The sequence below is a fragment of the Acidocella sp. genome, from assembly GCF_035535915.1.
Taxonomy (GTDB): domain Bacteria; phylum Pseudomonadota; class Alphaproteobacteria; order Acetobacterales; family Acetobacteraceae; genus Acidocella.
Genome location: NZ_DATLPB010000095.1, coordinates 1 through 16,196 on the forward strand (window position 1 = coordinate 1; position 16,196 = coordinate 16,196).

The following is a 16,196-nucleotide window of genomic DNA, read 5'->3' on the forward strand; positions in this document are numbered from 1 at the left end:
GAAAAAAGCGCCGCAAAAACTTTTGTTATGCTGGGCCATGGGCGTTGGCGCTGACACAGCCCATGACCCGGCATAACAAAAGTTTTTTGCTTCTTTTTTTCAAAAAAGAAGCACTTGCTTACCTTCCCATCGCCGTCAGCATGAAACGCCGTTTCAGCCGCGGCATGCGGTCGACCGCGGCGAGGCCGAGGTCGCGCACCAGCCGGATGGCCGGGTTGTTGGTGGAAAACAGCCGGTCCAGCGCGTCGGTGGCGGCCAGCATCATCAGGTTGGCGGGGCGTCGCGCCGCCTGATAGGCGGCCAGGAGCGCCGGGTCGCCCGGGTCGGGCGCATCGGCGAGCAGATCGACCAGGGCCAACGCATCCTGCAGCCCGAGATTCAGCCCTTGCCCGGCGATCGGGTGCACCCCGTGCGCGGCGTCGCCGATCAAAGCCAGCCTTGTATCGAAATAGCGTGCCGCATGCATGGCCGAGAGCGGATAGGTCCAGCGCCGCCCCACCAGGGTCACGGCGCCGAGATGGTCGCCGAGCCGCTTGGCCACTTCCCGCGTAAAGCGCGCATCATCGAGCAGACCGAGGCGGTTCACGATTTCGCTGCGGTCAGTGAACACGATGGCGGAGAGATGTTCGTGCTGCGCATTGCCGCTCATGGGCAACTGGGCGAACGGGCCGCCGGGCAGGAAATGCTCGAGCGCCACGCCCCGATGCGGCTTTTCATGGGCCACGGCGCACACCACGGCCGATTGGCCATAGACCAGCCGGGTGACGGGAATCCCCGCCTGGGCCCGCAAGGTGCTGTTGCGCCCGTCGGCCGCCACCACGAGGCGGGCCTCGATGATCTCACCGCTCTCGAGGCTGACGCGCACGCCGGCGCTGTGCCGCGTCACGCTTGCCTGGGCCGGTGCGCGGAGCCGGATGTTTTCCTGCTCATGCACGCGGCGGTTGAGGGCGACACGCAATGACCGTGCTTCGATGATCCAGCCGAACGGGTCATCGCCGACCGCGCGGTGATCGAAATGCAGACGCAGGGGCGAAGCCCGGCGCCCGGCCTTTCCGTCCGTGACGTCGATGTCCAGGATCGGGCAGGGTGGGAAGGGCAGGGCGTCCCATAATCCGGCCGCGTCGAGCAGGCGTTTGGAGCCGGCGGCAATCGCATAGGCGCGGCCGTCGAAATCCGGGTGCTCCATCGGCGGCAACGCGGCTTTGTCGACCAGAGCCACAGTGCGGCCGCATGCCGCCAGGGCGCAGGCAAGGGCCCCGCCCACGGGACCGGCGCCGATAATCGCGATGTCATGGTGACTCTGCATGCGGCCCTATGTGGCAGAGCAAGGCAGCCGCGCCAAGTTTCCGGCCGCCATGCGGGGTGAAATTTTCCGCAGCGACGAGGCACGCCAGATGGAGATGTGCGCTTAATAAATAATCAGATTCTGATCGTTGATTGAGCGCTCCGGCAGCATGAACGGTAGGCAATCCGTTCTTTGCCCCAAATAAAGATTGCATAAGATTGGCACGGAAGATGCTTTGCAACCGACACCGCTAGGCTTTGTGCGCAAAGCCTGAACACGCGGTTGTGGCATTATGGAGACGTAACAATGGCAATAGTTCCCGCGCTACCGGGCAGCTGGCTTGATACAGGCGATAACGCTTGGCAGCTTACGGCGGCAACGTTGGTTGGCCTGCAGAGCGTGCCGGGCCTGGTGGTGCTATACGGCGGCATCGTCAAGAAAAAATGGGCGATCAACTCCGCCTTCATGGCGTTCTACGCCTTTGCGGCGGTGCTGCTGGTATGGGTTCTCTGGGCCTATAATATGTCCTTCGGCAAACCCTGGCTGGTGATGCCTGGGACCGGTGGTGGCGGGTTCCTCGGCCATCCGGGGCAGATTACGTCCGCCTGGAACGAGACCAAGGAAGCGATCGTTCCCTCCGCCGCCGGCGGCATGCCGCCTCTCGGCTTCCCGATGGCCACAATGGTGTTCTTCCAGTTCGTGTTCGCCGCCATCACGGTGATCATTATGCAGGGCTCCATCCTCGGCCGCATGAATTTCAAGGCCTGGATGATTTTCGTTCCCGTGTGGATCAGCGTCGTTTACCCGATCGGCGCGTTCTCGCTCTGGGCTGGCGGCTGGCTGGGTTCCATGGGCGTGGTCGACTATTCCGGCGGGTACGTGATTCACCTCACCGCCGCCGCGTCCGGCTTCACCGCCGCGGCCATGATCGGCCCGCGTCTGGCGCGTGACCGCGAAAACTTCCAGCCGAACAGCCTGCTGATCACCCTGGTGGGCGCCGGCATTCTGTGGCTGGGCTGGGACGGCTTCAACGGCGGCGACCCATATTTCGCCAACGCCGATGCCGGTGCGGCCGTGCTGAACACCAACGTGGCGGCGGCAGCGGCTCTGTTGTCCTGGACCGTGCTGGACGTGATCGCCTACAACAAGCCCTCCGTGCTGGGCGCGGTGAATGGCATGATTGCCGGTCTCGTCGCCATCACCCCGGCAGCGGGCTATATCAATGGCGGCGAGGCGATTGTCCTCGGGCTCGCGGCTGGCGTCCTGCCCTGGATGACCTGGAACTGGCTCGGCAAGACCTGGCTGTTCCGCAAGGTCGACGATACGCTCGGCGTGTTCCACACGCACGGCGTGGCGGCCCTTGTCGGCGGTATCGGCACCGGCATCCTGGCCGATCCCGGCATGATCGAATATTTCGGCACGGGTAAGGACAGCTCGGTGAGCGTCACCGGTGCCGCCTTCGGCAATCCGCATCAGGTGCTGCTGCAGATCTACGGCGCGGCTTTCATCATCGCCATCAACGTGGTCGGCACGTTTGTCCTTCTCAAGATCATCGGCTTGTTCGTGCCGCTGCGCGCGAATGACGAGGTCATGATGATCGGCGACGACGCCGTCCATGGTGAAGAAGCCTACGCGATCTTCGCCGACGGCCAGAAGATCCCGGTGATGGGCGACTAGAGTCGGATGATTTTAGATCGAATCGCGTAGCGATCCGCTCTAAAATCTGAATCCGCCTTTAGATAAATAAGTTAGAGGGCGATTCAGACTTTAAGCCGAACCATGAATGGTTCGACTTAAAGTCATCGCGCTCTAACGCCGTCCCCCATCCGTCTAAACAGAGAAACAGCGCCGCGAGGCGCTGTTTCCATTTGTGCGTGAACGATTCGTCATGAGTTCGGCAGCCTGGCGGCCGGGCTTTGGGCCACGAATGTATTTTGAAATCAGGTACCTCCAACGTATAACGTCGGCCATGGCGGTAAATTTCGAAGCCCGACGGTTCGTCTCTCCAGCAATCCGGGCGCAGCTCCGCCGCCGGATTTCAGAGCTTTCAGCGGTTTGCTGCGCACTGGTCGGCTTGGCGGTGCTGCTGGCGCTGATCTCCTACAATCCCCATGATCCGTCCTTCGACACGGCGAGCGATTCACCGGTGACGAATCTCGCGGGCCCGGTGGGGGCGATTCTCGCGGACCTGGTGCTGCAGGGGTTCGGCGCGGCCGGGCTGATCCCGCCTTTGGTTCTGCTGGCCTGGAGCTACCGTTTGGGCAGCCGCGGCGCGGTTGGCCATCTGAAGAGCCGAATCTTTTCGGCCGGCTTGTCGATGCCCTTGTTGGCCACGGCTTTGGCCATGGCCCTGACCATCATCCCCGGGCCATCCGTCGGCTGGCCCGTGCCGGCCGGAATCGGCGGCGCGGCGGGGGCCGTGCTGTCTCATGCGTTTGTCAGTTTGGGCAATTCCGGCCTGGGGAAAGTCGGCAGCGGCCTGATGCTGCTGCTGACGCTGGTTCTGGCGCTGGGGAGTTTCGGATTCGCGCTGGGCTTCACGCCCGGCGAATGGCGCTCGGGCGGGCGCAAGGCCGCGGTTGTCGCCAAGGCGTCGGTGAGCCACAGCCGGCGCGGCGCGGAGGCGGTGTCCTCCTGGATCACGCCTCTGCTGCAAAGCGTGTCGGAGCGTGCCGAGGAGGCGCCGGGGCGGGCCTGGGTTCCCGCCGTGCCGCCCGGCCGGCTGGACGAGGATGATGACGCGCCGGTGATGCCGGCGATGCCGACGCCCCAGGCGCGGAGCATGCCGGCGATCAAGGCCACGCTGCCGCCCAAGAAGGCGCCGCCGCGCCAGGAAATGCTGCCCTTGCTCGAAGCCGGCTGGAATTTCCCCTCGCTCGATCTGCTGCGCACGGCACCGCCGCGCAACAGCACCGGCCCCTCGCCGGAGGCGCTGGAGAACAATGCGCGCCTGCTGGAGAATGTCCTTCAGGATTACGGCGTGCAGGGCAAGATCGTTGAGATCCGCCCGGGCCCCGTGGTTACGTTGTATGAGCTGGAGCCCGCGCCTGGCATCCGTTCGGCCCGCGTCGTCGGGCTGGCCGACGATATCGCCCGCTCGCTTTCGGTGGTCGCCGTGCGCATCGCCACGGTCTCGGGCCGCAACGTGATCGGCATCGAGGTGCCGAACGCGAAACGGGAAACGGTCTATCTGTCCGAGCTGCTCGGCGCCGAGACCTGGGAAAAGCAAAGCTCGAAGCTGACGCTCGCGCTCGGCAAGGATATTTCCGGCGCCCCGGTGCTCGCCGATCTGGCGCGGATGCCGCATCTGCTGATCGCCGGCACCACCGGGTCCGGCAAATCGGTTGGTGTCAATGCCATGATCATGAGCCTGCTGTTCCGGCTCTCGCCCGAACAATGCCGCCTGATCCTCATCGACCCGAAAATGCTCGAACTCTCGGTGTATGACGGCATCCCGCATCTCATGGCCCCGGTCGTCACCGAGCCGGCCAAGGCGGTGGCGGCGCTCAAATGGGTGGTGCGCGAGATGGAGCGGCGCTACCGCTCCATGAGCCAGCTCGCGGTGCGCAACATCGCCGGGTATAACGACCGCGTGAACGAGGCGCGCAGCCGCGGCGAGGTGGTGACACGGCGCGTGCAGACCGGCTTCGATTCGGAAACCGGCAAGCCGGTGTTCGAAGACCAGCCTCTGGCGCTCGAACCTCTGCCCTTCATCGTGGTGTTCATCGACGAGATGGCGGACCTCATGATGGTGGCCGGCAAGGAAATCGAAATCGCCGTTCAGCGTCTGGCGCAGATGGCCCGCGCCGCCGGGATTCACGTGATCATGGCGACCCAGCGCCCCTCGGTCGACGTCATCACCGGTACGATCAAGGCGAATTTCCCGACCCGCATCAGCTTCCAGGTGATCTCGAAATTCGACAGCCGGACGATTCTTGGCGAGCAGGGCGCGGAGCAGCTGCTCGGCCAAGGCGACCTGCTGTACATGGCGGGCGGCGGGCGCATCACCCGCGTTCACGGGCCTTTCGTGTCCGACCAGGAGGTCGAGGCGGTGGTCGCCTTCCTGCGCGAGCAGGGCGAGCCGGCTTACCTCGATGAAGTGACCGAGCCGGTCGAGGACGAGACGCCGACGATTTCCGGGGCGATCGGCGGCAACACCAATGGTGAAAACGCGCTGTACGACCAGGCCGTCGCCCTCGTCGCCCGTGAGGGCAAGGCGAGCACGTCGTTCATTCAGCGGCACTTGCAGATCGGCTACAACCGCGCCGCCAAGCTGATCGAGCAGATGGAGAAAGAGGGCGTCGTGAGCCCGGCAAACCATGTGGGCAAACGTGACGTGCTGGTTCGCACGGAGCGGGAAGAGTAAGTAAGCGCTACTTTTTGTGAACAAAAAGTAGCAAAAAAACTTTGTTATGCTGGGCTTCAGGCTGTGTCGGCGCCAACGCCCATGCCCCAGCGTAAACAAAAGTTTTTGGTGCCGCTTTTTTCAAAAAGCGGCCACTTTCTGTCTGAGCCGGTTGTGCACCTAACAAATGATTAAGGAATAGTTTCCTAAAATCGTGTTGCGGCGCAAAATAAATCTGGCTAAAAATGCGGATTCGTGCAATAAATTCTAGATGGCCCTTCGGGGGGAGCACAACCTATGCTCGACAAAATGGCGGTGAATCAGTTTTCGCACGTCCGGCCCGGTGACACGCCGTGGCGCAGCGATGGGTTGCGAGATTTCTTCCTATATCGCGATTTGGGCGTGGCCGGGGCGACCGGCGGGCGCGTGCTGTGTCAGCTCGTCAGGGCCAATCCTGATCGCCCGCCCGAGCAAGGGACGGGGTGGCACCGGCACGTCGCGGATTTCCACATCGTCCTCATGCAAAAGGGGTGGGCCCGCTTCATGTATGGCGACCAGGAACATCTGGTCGCCGCCGGGGACTGCGTTCACCAGCGGCCCGGCATCGTGCATTATCTGTTCGATTATTCGCCCGATATGGAATATCTCGAAATCATCTCCCCGGCCGATTTCAAGACCGTCGATGCCGAGGCGCCCTGCATTGTACCGGCACCGACGCCATGGGCCGAGTTACCGAAATAGGGCGCCGGAACCATGAGGCGGATCGGCCTTTAGGCCGGCTGCCACGGCAGGTCGCGCCCCGCTTAGAAATCTCCCGCTCAGAAATCCATGTCGAGTTCGATGATTTCCTGGGGCTCGCGCTTGGCTTCAGCGACCCATCGCTGCATCGGCTCCCAGTTCATGATGGTGTCGCAGTAATCCTGGCAGGCTGGGCCGACCGTGACGTCATAGCTCAGGAAGCGGGTCACGACCGGCGCGTACATCGCATCGGCGATCGTCGGCGCCTTGCCGAACAGGAACGGCCCCTTCCAACTCGTCAGGCAGTCCCGCCAGATCGAGGTGATGCGGTCGATGTCCGCCTGGGCGGACGACCAGACGGTGAAGCCGCGCTTGTGGGCGCGCAAATTCATCGGCAGCGAGGCGCGCAAGGCGGCAAAGCCGGAATGCATTTCGCCGGATATCGACCGGCACCGCGCCCGCGCCACTTTTTCACGCGGCAGCATCTGCGCGTCGGGAAACACTTCGTTCAGATACTCGGCGATCGCCAGCGTGTCCCAGACCGAAACCTCCCCGTGAATCAGGCAGGGCACGAGAATCGACGAGGTGCGCATCAGCAGTTCCTGCCGGGCGCGCGCGTCATCCGGCGAGACTTTCTCTTCGACGAAGTCGATGCCGGACAGCTTTGCCAGCAAATAGCCGCGCAACGACCAAGAAGAATAGTTTTTGCTACTAATCAGCAGGGTCGCTTCTGTCATGATCGCGCCTTTGTTTTATGAATATACTGCTTTTGTCTTATGAGTATACCGCTTTTCTTGGACTAGACGAGCGGCACACTGGCGTGAGAAATCTTATTACGGGGACTCGGCGATACCATATTCGCCTAAGGGACTGAACGATGATTTACGACCTCTACCAAGCCCAGACGGACGTTCTGGACCCGCTGCGAATGATGGCCCGGCATAGCAGCACGTTGTTGAGATGCGTCACGCCCACCCAGCCCTATGGCGTCCTGATGCGCCATGTCACGGCGGCGCTCGACGTGTTCGGCAATTCGGGCACCACCCATAAGCGCCCCGCATACGAACTCAACGACGTCACGGTCGGCAATAAGCTGGTCAGCGTCACGGACGAAATCGTTCTCGAGACTCCCTTTGCGAGCCTGATCCATTTCAAAAAAGACACCGACCGCCCGCAGCCTAAGGTGCTGCTGGTGGCGCCGATGTCGGGCCATTTTGCCACCTTGCTGCGCAGCACGGCGGAAACGATGCTGCGGGATCATGATGTTTACATCACGGACTGGCATAATGCCCGGGATGTGCCGATGGAGGCGGGGCGCTTCGGGTTCGACGAATATATCGACCATGTCATCAAATTCCTGGAGTTTCTGGGCCCGCGCAGCCATGTGCTGGGCATCTGCCAACCTGCGGTGGCCGTTTTGGCCGCCGTCGCCGTCATGTCCGAGGACAACCACGAGGCGACGCCACGCAGCATGACGCTGATGGCCGGCCCCATCGATACGCGCCGCAATCCCACCAGAGTGAACGAGCTGGCCAAGAGCAAGGACCTTTCCTGGTTCGAGGACCGTATGATCAGCACCGTTCCGTGGCGGTTCCGCGGCGCCGGGCGGCAGGTCTATCCAGGCTTCGTCCAGCTTTCGGCGTTCGTCTCGATGAATCTCGAAAAACATATCGGCGCGCATTTCCGGCAGTTCCGCTCGCTGGCGGCCGGCGACAAGGCGACCGCGGAAATGCACCGCGCGTTCTATGACGAATATCTCGCGGTCATGGATCTGCCGGCCGAGTTCTACCTCGAGACCGTCAAGCGCATTTTCATGGATCATGAGCTGCCCAAGGGGGAACTGACCTATCATGGCCGCGCGGTGCGGCCGGATATGATCCAGAAGACCTTCCTGTTCACCATCGAAGGCGAGCGCGACGATATTTGCGGCCTCGGGCAAACCGCCGCGGCGCTGGACCTGTGCACCAATCTCCGTCCGGCGCTCAAGCGCCATCACGTGCAGACGGGAGTCGGCCATTACGGCGTCTTTTCCGGATCGCGCTGGGTCAAGGAAATCTACCCGCGGGTGCGCGAGGTGATCCAGTTCAGCGCGTAAGCAAGGAAGCGCTACTTTTTGTGAACAAAAAGTAGCAAAAAAACTTTATTTATGCTGGGCCATGGGCTGTGTCGGCGACAACGCCCATGGCCCAGCATAACAAAAATTTTTGCGCCGCTTTTTTTTAAAAAGCGGCTGCTTTCTTACTTACGGCGCGACGAGCATGGCGCCCAGCCGATGCCCGCCGAGAATATGCACGTGGAAATGCGGCACTTCCTGCCGGCTGTCGGGGCCGGCGTTGGCGATCAGGCGATAGCCGCTTTCGGCCACGCCCAGTTTTTCCGCGACCAGGGAAACCGCCCGGTAAAAGCCGGTGATTTCTTCAGGCTTGGCCTTGGCGCCGAAATCCGTGGCCGACACATATTTGCCTTTCGGGATCACCAGCACGTGGCAAGGTGCTTGCGGCTTTATGTCGGGGAAGGCGAGGGCGAACTCGTCTTCATAGAGGCGCTGGCAGGGAATTTCGCCGCGCAGGATGCGGGCGAAAATATTGTTGTCGTCATAGGTGGCCATATTTCGTCCCCTTTCGCTGTGCAGGTTTCGCTGCCCCAGTCCCAGCATAAACAAAAATTTTTGCGCCGCTTTTTTTAAAAAGCGGCCGCTTGCTTACTTCTGGCGAGCCGCCTTTTCGGCGATGCCGCTCACGCCTTCGCGCCGCGCCAGCTCGGTCCAGACCTGGTCCGGCCGCACGCCGGCAGCGACCCACAGGACCATCAGATGGTACAGCACGTCGGCGCTTTCCGAGACCAGGGCGTCCGGCCGGCCGGCGACGGCTTCGATCAGGCATTCCACAGCTTCTTCGCCGAATTTCTGCGCGACCTTGGCAGTGCCGCGCGAGAGCAGGCGCGCCGAGTGGCTCTCGTCGGGGGAGGCATCCTTGCGCGACAGCACGGTGGCCCAGAGCCGGTCGAGCACGCGGGCATCCAAGCTTGCCGTTGAAGCGGCCGGTTCGATTTTTTCAGCCATGATCACCTGCTGTTATGGGCGCCGAATTCGTCGTTACAGGCGGGCGCACGGGCAGGTGCGCCGCGAGCAAGGCCTGTTTGACCTCGGCGATGGAAAACTGGCCGAAATGGAAGACGCTGGCCGCCAGCAGCCCGGTGGCGCCGGCCTCGGCGCCCTCGACGAAATGCTGCAGGCTGCCGACGCCGCCGGAGGCCACGACAGGCAAGCGGATTTTGGCGCAGATGGCCTTGAGCAGGGCCAGGTCGAAGCCTTTGCCGGTGCCGTCCCGGTCCATGGAGGTGACCAATAGTTCGCCCGCGCCGGAGGCTTCCATGCGTTGCGCCCATTCGAGCACGTCCAGGCCGGTATTCATCCGCCCGCCATGGGAAAAGACCTCCCATTTGCCGGGTGAGACCATGCGCGCGTCGATCGCCACCACCACGCACTGGCTGCCGAATTTCTGCGCCGCTTCGCTAACCAGTTCGGGCCGGCTGATGGCCGCGGAATTGATGCTGCATTTGTCCGCGCCCGCCAGGAGCAGCCGCCTTATATCCGCCACGCTGCGGATGCCGCCGCCCACGGTCAAAGGCAGGAACACTTTTTCGGCCGTGCGGGAGACGACGTCGAGGATCGTGTCGCGGTTGTCGCTGCTGGCGGTGATGTCGAGGAAGGTCAGCTCGTCGGCGCCGGCGGCGTCATAGACCACCGCCTGTTCCACCGGGTCCCCGGCGTCGCGCAACGAGACGAAATTCACCCCCTTCACGACCCGCCCGTCCTTGACGTCGAGGCAGGGGATCACGCGCAGTTTCAGCATGCGGCGAGCGCTTCCGCCGGGCTTAAGCTGCCGTCATACAAAGCGCGGCCGAGAATCGTCCCGGCGAGGTTCTTTTGGGTCCGCGCGGCGTCCTTCAGGGCAAGGATGTCGGCGATCCCCGCGACGCCGCCGGAGGCGATAACCGGCAGGCTGACCGCCCGAGCCAAAGCGGTCGTCTCCGCGAGGTTGAGCCCGGTTTTCATCCCATCCCGCGCGATATCGGTGTAGATGATCGCGGAAATGCCGGCATTTTCCAGGCGCTGGGCCAGTTCCGTGGCTTTGAGGCTGGAGGTCTCGGCCCAGCCTTCGGTCGCCACCATGCCGCTTTTGGCGTCGATGCCTACGACCACGCGGCCGGGGAATTTTTTCGCGGCTTCGATGACGAGGCCGGGGTTTTTGGCGGCGGCGCTGCCCAGGATCACGCGCGACACGCCGGCTTCCAGCCAGCTTTCCACCGCGCCGAGATCGCGAATGCCGCCGCCGAGCTGCACCGGAATGTTCACCGCGTCCAGAATCGCCTTCACCGCCGGGCCGTTCGCCGTCTTGCCGGCAAAGGCGCCGTTCAAATCGACCACATGGACCCAGGAGAAGCCCGCCGCCTGCCAGGCTTTGGCCTGCGCCGCGGGGTCCTCGCCATAGATGGTGGCGCGGTCCATCTCCCCGCGCTGCAGGCGCACGCAAGCGCCGTCTTTCAGATCGATGGCCGGAAATAAGGTCAGTGTCATTTTTGCAGCAACTTATAATAGAAATGTCCGCGCACGGTCTCGCCCTTCACCCGCGCATAGGCCGGATGGGTTCCCCAGCGTACGAAACCGGCGGCCTCGAACAAAGCGATGGCGGCTTGTTGTGTTTCGCGCACGTCCAGGTTCAGCACCCTGTAGCCGAGCGACCTGGCATGCTCCTCGGCGCGCTGGATGATCAGCCGCGCCAAGCCATGGCCGCGCGCGTAAGGCGCCACGAAATGGTGCATCAGATGCGCCGAGACCGCCTGCGCCTCGTTGTTCCGTGAGGGGCGATGCAGCTGCACCGCGCCATAGATCACGCCGTCCATGCGGCCGACGATGAGCATGCGCTCCGGCACCAGCAAAACACCGCGGAAATACTGCTCGAGCAAAGCGGCCTTCGGCGGCTTCACCCAGCCGAAACCGCCGCCATCCAGGATCGCCGCCGTCGCGGCTTCTGCCAGCGCGTGCACGTCGGCATCGTCGTCGAAACGCTCGATGCGTTCGGCGGTCAAGGTGGTGGGTGGGGGCAGGTCGTAATTCACCGCTGCCTATTCGCGCGTGTGGGAGGGCTGATCAAGGTACCGGGCATGACAGTTTGCTAAGCTCTCATGCCTAGGGAGACCAGCGCAAGAAATTACCGAGAATTCTTAAGCCGACCTGTTGGCTTTTTTCCACATGGAACTGCGTGCCGGCGCAATTTCCCGCCGCCACCATGGCGACGACCTTGCCGCCATATTCAGTCGTGGCCAGAACCTGCTCGGGCCGGCTCCCAGCCAGTGCAAAGGAATGCACGAAATAAGCGTGGTCGCCCGGCTTCAGGCCGGCCAGAAGCGGGTGCGAGTCGGCGGTGAAGGTGAGCTCGTTCCAGCCCATATGGGGCAGGCGCAGATCGCCCGCCGGCAGGGGGGCAATCTCGCCCGAGACCCACCCGAACCCTTCGGTCACGCCGAACTCCAGGCCGCGCTCCGCCATGAGCTGCATGCCGACGCAGATGCCCAGAAACGGGGCCCCTTCGGCCACCCGGCGCATCATCGCCTCCTTCAACCCGGTGACGCCCGCAAGGCCGGCGGCGCAGTCGGCGAACGCGCCCTGGCCGGGCAGGACAATCCGGTCCGCCCGCCCGACCAGGTCAGGGTCGGCCGTGATGCGTATGTCGGCCGTCAGCCCAAGCTGTTCGGCCGCAAGCGAGAGCCCCCGCGCGGCCGAGGCGAGATTGCCGCTGCCGTAATCGACGACGGCTACCAGCATAGCGCGCGCCGCATCACAGGGAGCCTTTGGTCGAGGGGATTTGGCCGGCGCTGCGCGGGTCCACCGCGACCGCCATGCGCAGCGCCCGCGCCGCGGCCTTGAACGCGGCTTCCGCCACGTGATGCGCATTGGTGCCGGCCAACTGGCGCAGATGCAGCGTGAACAACCCGTTGCCGGCCAAAGCGCGGAAAAATTCCTCGACCAGCTGCGTGTCCATGGTGCCGAGCATCGGCCGTTCGAAATTCACCTGCCAGCCCAGATAGGCGCGGCCCGAAAGGTCGATCGCCGCGTCCACCAGCGCCTCATCCATCGGGATGCTGGCCTGGCCGAATCGGGTGATGCCCCGCTTGTCGCCGACCGCATGGCCGAGCGCCTGGCCCAGCACGATGCCGACATCCTCGACCGTGTGATGCGCGTCGATATGCAAATCGCCCTTGGCCTCGATTTCCAGGTCGAACATCCCGTGGCGCCCGAAGGCGGTCAGCATATGGTCGAAAAACCCGACCCCGGTGGCGATTTTGGTCGCCCCGGTCCCATCCAGGTTCAGGCGGATCAGGATGTCGGTCTCGGAGGTTTTGCGGCTCAGTTCGGATCTGCGTGTCATAATACCGGCCTACATCAGCGCCGCCGAAAATTGAAGCGGCGCGGGGACGTGGGGCGTATACCGGCGCGCGGCAGCCTTGTGGCCGGCCCGTGGCCTCGCCATAAAAGTCGTGTTGATGGAGCTTAAAGAATATGGTCGGCCCTTGCGTCGTTGGAATCCCCGCCTGCACGAAACTGGTCAATCACTATATCCAGCATGCCACCCCGGCGCGGTACGGTGCCGCCCTCATCGCCGCGGCGAATGCCATTCCCATCCTCATTCCGCCGGAAGGCGCGGCGATGGGCGCGCTGCTCGACCGGCTGGATGGCCTCATGCTCAACGGCAGCCCCTCCAACGTGGCGCCGATGTGCTACGGGGCCGATTTCGACGCGACGCCGGACCTCCACGACCCAGCGCGCGACGCCACGACATTGCCCTTGATCCGCGCCGCGCTCGATCGCGGCATGCCGATCCTGGGGATCTGCCGCGGCATGCAGGAACTCAACGTGGCTCTGGGCGGCACGTTGTTTCAGGAGGTCCACAAGGTGCCGGGCCGCATGGATCATCGCGCCGGCGAGGGAACGCGCGAGCAGATGTTCAGCCTGAAGCACGATGTAACCCTCTCCGGGGAACTGGCGCGGATTTCCGGCGCGGAGACCATTCGCGTGAATTCCCTGCACGGGCAGGGGATCGACCAGCTCGCCGCCGGCCTGGTGGTCGAGGCGCGGGCGCCCGACGGCACCATCGAGGCGCTGCGCGTCGAGGGGGCGAGCAGTTTCGCTATTGCGGTGCAATGGCATCCGGAATGGGAGGTCACGCATTTTGTCGACCGCAAGCGGTTGTTCGAGGCGTTCGGGCAGGCCTGTGACGAGTATCGGCGCGTGGTCAAGAAGGTCACGGCTTGAGGGGTGTGCATCCCCAGTGACAAACTGTCACATTCCGCCACGGAGTCGCCCTCGGTTTTGGTGACGGGCTTGCCTATATTGATAATCGACCCAAAGGAGGGGCCACTATGGATATCCAGACCATCGACAACCAGTATAGTCAGCTACAGACCCAATCCCAGCAGACCGTGCAGGAATTGCGCGCCCTGGCCATGAAGCTGCAGGGTTCGGCGCAGGCCGGCAATCAGGATGCGCGGGAATGGCTCCTGGACCTGAAGAGCATCGCGCTCGCCATTCAGAGCGAGCAGAACCAGGTGGCCAACCTCCTGCAGGCTTTGCACAATTTCATGGATAACCAGAACCGGATGCAGCAGCAGAGCCCCTGGGGTAATCAGCCGCAGCCGATGCCGTATCCCGCGCAGAACATGCCGTACCCGCCGCAGAATTATGGCGGTTACCCGCAGCAAGGGGGCGGCATCCTGGGCGAGGTGATGAATTCCGGCTTTGGCCGGGCGATCACGATGGGCGCCGGTTTTGCCATCGGCGACGATCTGATCAACTCGATTTTCTAACAAGAAAGCAGCCGCTTTTTGAAAAAAGCGGCGCAAAAACTTTTTACTATGCCGGGCCATGGGCGTTGTCAGCGGCATTGCCCATGGCCCGGCGTTAGCAAAGTTTTTTTGCTACTTTTTGTTCACAAAAAGTAGCGCTTTCTTATTTCTTTCCCCTCATTAGGCGGCGTAGTCGGCCGCCTTGGTGGCATCGCGCGCGCGGTCGGAGGCGATGGCGTTGAACGGCACGCTCAGCACCGCCGCGATCACGGCGTTCAGGATGACGGTCGCGAACGCGATATAGCTCGGGACCGTATAGCCGAGGATATGAAAGGCCCAGATTGCGCCCATCAGATGGTTCAGCGCGGCCAGATAGGTGGCGCTGACGATCCCCACGGCCCAGCCGATCAGCAGCGCCCAGCCGTTGAAGAAGCGGGTGAACACCGAGAACGCGATCGCCGGGAAGGTCTGGATGATCCACATGCCCCCGAGCAGTTGCAACTGCACGGCATAGGTATTGGGGATCGCCAGGATGAAGAGCACGGCGCCCACGACCATGACGATGGAGAAGAGCTTTGCGATCAGCGTCTCCGTGCTGGGGCTCGTGGCTGACGCGAACTGCTTGTAGATGTCGCGGGTGAAGATGTTCGCCGACGCGATGGACATGATCGCCGCCGGCACCAGGGCGCCGATGGCGATGGCGGCGAATGCCACGCCGGCGAACCAGCCGGGGAACGCATAGAGCATCAACGCCGGAATCGCGAAGCTGGCATGGTATTGCGCGAAGCCCGCGGCGAATTGCGGCATCTTCGCCAGGCCGGCGGCCACCGCCATGAAGCCGAGCAAGGCCAGGAGGCCCAGCACGAACGTGTAGGCGGGCAGCAGCGCCGCGTTGCGCTTGATCACCCGCGGACCGGAGGCGCTGAGAATGCCCGTGGTGGTATGCGGGTAAAGGAACAGGGCCATGGCCGAACCGAGGGCCAGCGTGGCGTAGCTGGTGTAAGCCCCGGTGCTGCCGGCGGGCGGCGTGGGCAGAATCAGCTTCGCGGGCGCCACATGGGCGAAGATCGCGCTGAAGCCGCCCAATTCGGTGGGAATGACGATCACGGCGACGATCACCGTGAGATAGATCAGCGAGTCCTTGACGATCGAGATCATCGCCGGGGCCCGCAGGCCGGAGGTATAGGTGAAGGCCGCGAGCACCGCGAAGGCGGCGATCAGCGGAATATGGCCGGGAATGCCGAGGGCGCCGATGATCGTCTGCATGCCGATCAATTGCAGCGCGATATAGGGCATGGTGGCGATGATGCCGGTCACGCCGATGGCCAGCGCCAGCCAACGATTGCCATAGCGGCCGCGGACGAACTCCGGACCGGTAATATAGCCGTGATTGCGCGCCACCTTCCAGAGTTTCGGAAACACCAGAAACAGGATCGGGTAGCAGACCACCGTGTAGGGGACGGCAAAAAATCCGATCGCGCCGGCGCCGAACATCAGCGCGGGAATGGCGATGAAGGTATAGGCGGTATAGGTGTCGCCGCCGATCAGGAACCAAGAGATCAAGGTGCCGAAGCGCCGGCCGCCAAGCCCCCATTCCTCGATACTGTCCATATTGCCGGCCTTCCAGCGGCCGGCGACAAAACCAAGCACGATAACGAAGGCGATCAGCGCCACAAAGACAATTGTTGCAACCGGGTAGGTCATTCTTCAGTCTCCTCGCGGTCCTCGGCGCGGAAGACCGCATAGATCAGCAGCGAGGAGACCGGGACGGCCAGCATTTGATACCAGTAGAAAAAGGGAAAGCCGAATAAGGCCGGGCCGGTCCGGTTGAAAAACGGGACGGCGAGATTGATCACAAGGACCACAAGAAATATTATTTTAGCCAAACGCACCTCCGAGCAACGGAAAGTCCGGTTAGACCTTCTGTTTCGTTTTGACAAGCTCGTGGGAGGGGCCGGGCGGCGGTTTTCATCGAACATATCG

The 16,196-nt window shown here is 63.0% G+C and carries 17 protein-coding genes; 6 read left to right on the forward strand and 11 right to left on the reverse strand.

Annotated features, from left to right (window positions below; genetic code table 11):
- Positions 1-118 precede the first annotated feature (118 nt).
- Positions 119-1,306 carry a UbiH/UbiF/VisC/COQ6 family ubiquinone biosynthesis hydroxylase gene (locus VNC39_RS12495; protein WP_325399688.1) on the reverse strand — a complete coding sequence of 396 codons (1,188 nt, stop codon included), beginning with the start codon at positions 1,304-1,306 and terminating at the stop codon, positions 119-121.
- Positions 1,307-1,591: 285 nt separating this feature from the next.
- On the opposite strand from VNC39_RS12495, the gene VNC39_RS12500 reads away from it, so the two are divergent.
- The 3 genes from VNC39_RS12500 to VNC39_RS12510 all read left to right on the forward strand — a co-directional run bounded on the left by VNC39_RS12500 (position 1,592) and on the right by VNC39_RS12510 (position 6,371).
- A complete protein-coding gene (locus VNC39_RS12500) occupies positions 1,592-2,962 on the forward strand; it encodes an ammonium transporter (RefSeq protein ID WP_325399690.1) in 1,371 nt (456 codons plus the stop codon).
- Positions 2,963-3,254: 292 nt separating this feature from the next.
- Positions 3,255-5,651, forward strand: coding sequence for an FtsK/SpoIIIE family DNA translocase (locus VNC39_RS12505; RefSeq protein WP_325399692.1), 2,397 nt, complete (start codon positions 3,255-3,257; stop codon positions 5,649-5,651).
- A gap of 276 nt (positions 5,652-5,927) precedes the next feature.
- A complete protein-coding gene (locus tag VNC39_RS12510; RefSeq protein ID WP_325399694.1) occupies positions 5,928-6,371 on the forward strand; it encodes a cupin domain-containing protein in 444 nt (147 codons plus the stop codon).
- Between the two features lie 77 nt (positions 6,372-6,448).
- On the opposite strand, the gene VNC39_RS12515 is transcribed toward VNC39_RS12510, so the two are convergent.
- Positions 6,449-7,105: a glutathione S-transferase family protein gene (locus VNC39_RS12515; RefSeq protein ID WP_325399697.1), complete on the reverse strand. Its 657-nt coding sequence runs from the start codon at positions 7,103-7,105 to the stop codon at positions 6,449-6,451.
- Positions 7,106-7,245: 140 nt separating this feature from the next.
- On the opposite strand from VNC39_RS12515, the gene VNC39_RS12520 reads away from it, so the two are divergent.
- Entirely contained in the window at positions 7,246-8,463 is a 1,218-nt protein-coding gene (locus VNC39_RS12520; RefSeq protein WP_325399699.1) for a polyhydroxyalkanoate depolymerase, read from the forward strand.
- 147 nt (positions 8,464-8,610) lie between these two features.
- Here the strand turns inward: VNC39_RS12520 and VNC39_RS12525 are convergent, their stop codons facing one another.
- The 7 genes from VNC39_RS12525 to hisB all read right to left on the reverse strand — a co-directional run bounded on the left by VNC39_RS12525 (position 8,611) and on the right by hisB (position 12,799).
- Complete coding sequence (locus VNC39_RS12525; protein WP_325399701.1) at positions 8,611-8,976, reverse strand: histidine triad nucleotide-binding protein; 366 nt, start codon at positions 8,974-8,976, stop codon at positions 8,611-8,613.
- 93 nt (positions 8,977-9,069) lie between these two features.
- Positions 9,070-9,429: a phosphoribosyl-ATP diphosphatase gene (locus tag VNC39_RS12530; protein WP_325399703.1), complete on the reverse strand. Its 360-nt coding sequence runs from the start codon at positions 9,427-9,429 to the stop codon at positions 9,070-9,072.
- Entirely contained in the window at positions 9,422-10,222 is an 801-nt protein-coding gene (gene hisF, locus VNC39_RS12535) for an imidazole glycerol phosphate synthase subunit HisF (RefSeq protein ID WP_325399705.1), read from the reverse strand. The genes VNC39_RS12530 and hisF overlap by 8 nt, the downstream gene beginning before the upstream one ends.
- Positions 10,216-10,947 carry a 1-(5-phosphoribosyl)-5-[(5-phosphoribosylamino)methylideneamino]imidazole-4-carboxamide isomerase gene (hisA, locus tag VNC39_RS12540; RefSeq protein WP_325399707.1) on the reverse strand — a complete coding sequence of 244 codons (732 nt, stop codon included), beginning with the start codon at positions 10,945-10,947 and terminating at the stop codon, positions 10,216-10,218. Before hisA ends, hisF begins: the two co-directional genes overlap by 7 nt.
- Entirely contained in the window at positions 10,944-11,489 is a 546-nt protein-coding gene (locus VNC39_RS12545; protein ID WP_325399709.1) for a GNAT family N-acetyltransferase, read from the reverse strand. The genes hisA and VNC39_RS12545 overlap by 4 nt, the downstream gene beginning before the upstream one ends.
- A 70-nt stretch (positions 11,490-11,559) precedes the next feature.
- Positions 11,560-12,195 carry an imidazole glycerol phosphate synthase subunit HisH gene (hisH, locus tag VNC39_RS12550; RefSeq protein WP_325399711.1) on the reverse strand — a complete coding sequence of 212 codons (636 nt, stop codon included), beginning with the start codon at positions 12,193-12,195 and terminating at the stop codon, positions 11,560-11,562.
- A 13-nt stretch (positions 12,196-12,208) separates the two neighbouring features.
- Entirely contained in the window at positions 12,209-12,799 is a 591-nt protein-coding gene (gene hisB / locus VNC39_RS12555; RefSeq protein WP_325399713.1) for an imidazoleglycerol-phosphate dehydratase HisB, read from the reverse strand.
- A 131-nt stretch (positions 12,800-12,930) separates the two neighbouring features.
- Between hisB and VNC39_RS12560 the strand changes: the two genes are divergently transcribed.
- Positions 12,931-13,683, forward strand: coding sequence for a gamma-glutamyl-gamma-aminobutyrate hydrolase family protein (locus VNC39_RS12560; RefSeq protein ID WP_325399714.1), 753 nt, complete (start codon positions 12,931-12,933; stop codon positions 13,681-13,683).
- A gap of 107 nt (positions 13,684-13,790) precedes the next feature.
- Positions 13,791-14,234: a hypothetical protein gene (locus tag VNC39_RS12565; protein WP_325399716.1), complete on the forward strand. Its 444-nt coding sequence runs from the start codon at positions 13,791-13,793 to the stop codon at positions 14,232-14,234.
- A gap of 159 nt (positions 14,235-14,393) precedes the next feature.
- Here the strand turns inward: VNC39_RS12565 and mctP are convergent, their stop codons facing one another.
- Together mctP and VNC39_RS12575 are read right to left on the reverse strand one after the other, a co-directional pair.
- Positions 14,394-15,917, reverse strand: coding sequence for a monocarboxylate uptake permease MctP (mctP, locus tag VNC39_RS12570; protein ID WP_325399718.1), 1,524 nt, complete (start codon positions 15,915-15,917; stop codon positions 14,394-14,396).
- Complete coding sequence (locus VNC39_RS12575) at positions 15,914-16,099, reverse strand: DUF3311 domain-containing protein (protein ID WP_325399720.1); 186 nt, start codon at positions 16,097-16,099, stop codon at positions 15,914-15,916. Before VNC39_RS12575 ends, mctP begins: the two co-directional genes overlap by 4 nt.
- Positions 16,100-16,196: the final 97 nt, after the last annotated feature.

Excerpts from the sequence above, each read along its gene's own strand:
- hisH (WP_325399711.1), bottom strand. The coding sequence starts at position 12,195 with ATGCTGGTAGCCGTCGTCGATTACGGCAGCGGCAATCTCGCCTCGGCC.
- VNC39_RS12515 (WP_325399697.1), bottom strand. The coding sequence starts at position 7,105 with ATGACAGAAGCGACCCTGCTGATTAGTAGCAAAAACTATTCTTCTTGG.
- mctP (WP_325399718.1), bottom strand. The coding sequence starts at position 15,917 with ATGACCTACCCGGTTGCAACAATTGTCTTTGTGGCGCTGATCGCCTTC.
- VNC39_RS12565 (WP_325399716.1), top strand. The coding sequence starts at position 13,791 with ATGGATATCCAGACCATCGACAACCAGTATAGTCAGCTACAGACCCAA.
- VNC39_RS12530 (WP_325399703.1), bottom strand. The coding sequence starts at position 9,429 with ATGGCTGAAAAAATCGAACCGGCCGCTTCAACGGCAAGCTTGGATGCC.
- VNC39_RS12560 (WP_325399714.1), top strand. The coding sequence starts at position 12,931 with ATGGTCGGCCCTTGCGTCGTTGGAATCCCCGCCTGCACGAAACTGGTC.
- VNC39_RS12525 (WP_325399701.1), bottom strand. The coding sequence starts at position 8,976 with ATGGCCACCTATGACGACAACAATATTTTCGCCCGCATCCTGCGCGGC.
- hisB (WP_325399713.1), bottom strand. The coding sequence starts at position 12,799 with ATGACACGCAGATCCGAACTGAGCCGCAAAACCTCCGAGACCGACATC.
- hisF (WP_325399705.1), bottom strand. The coding sequence starts at position 10,222 with ATGCTGAAACTGCGCGTGATCCCCTGCCTCGACGTCAAGGACGGGCGG.
- VNC39_RS12505 (WP_325399692.1), top strand. The coding sequence starts at position 3,255 with ATGGCGGTAAATTTCGAAGCCCGACGGTTCGTCTCTCCAGCAATCCGG.
- VNC39_RS12520 (WP_325399699.1), top strand. The coding sequence starts at position 7,246 with ATGATTTACGACCTCTACCAAGCCCAGACGGACGTTCTGGACCCGCTG.
- hisA (WP_325399707.1), bottom strand. The coding sequence starts at position 10,947 with ATGACACTGACCTTATTTCCGGCCATCGATCTGAAAGACGGCGCTTGC.
- VNC39_RS12500 (WP_325399690.1), top strand. The coding sequence starts at position 1,592 with ATGGCAATAGTTCCCGCGCTACCGGGCAGCTGGCTTGATACAGGCGAT.
- VNC39_RS12510 (WP_325399694.1), top strand. The coding sequence starts at position 5,928 with ATGCTCGACAAAATGGCGGTGAATCAGTTTTCGCACGTCCGGCCCGGT.
- VNC39_RS12495 (WP_325399688.1), bottom strand. The coding sequence starts at position 1,306 with ATGCAGAGTCACCATGACATCGCGATTATCGGCGCCGGTCCCGTGGGC.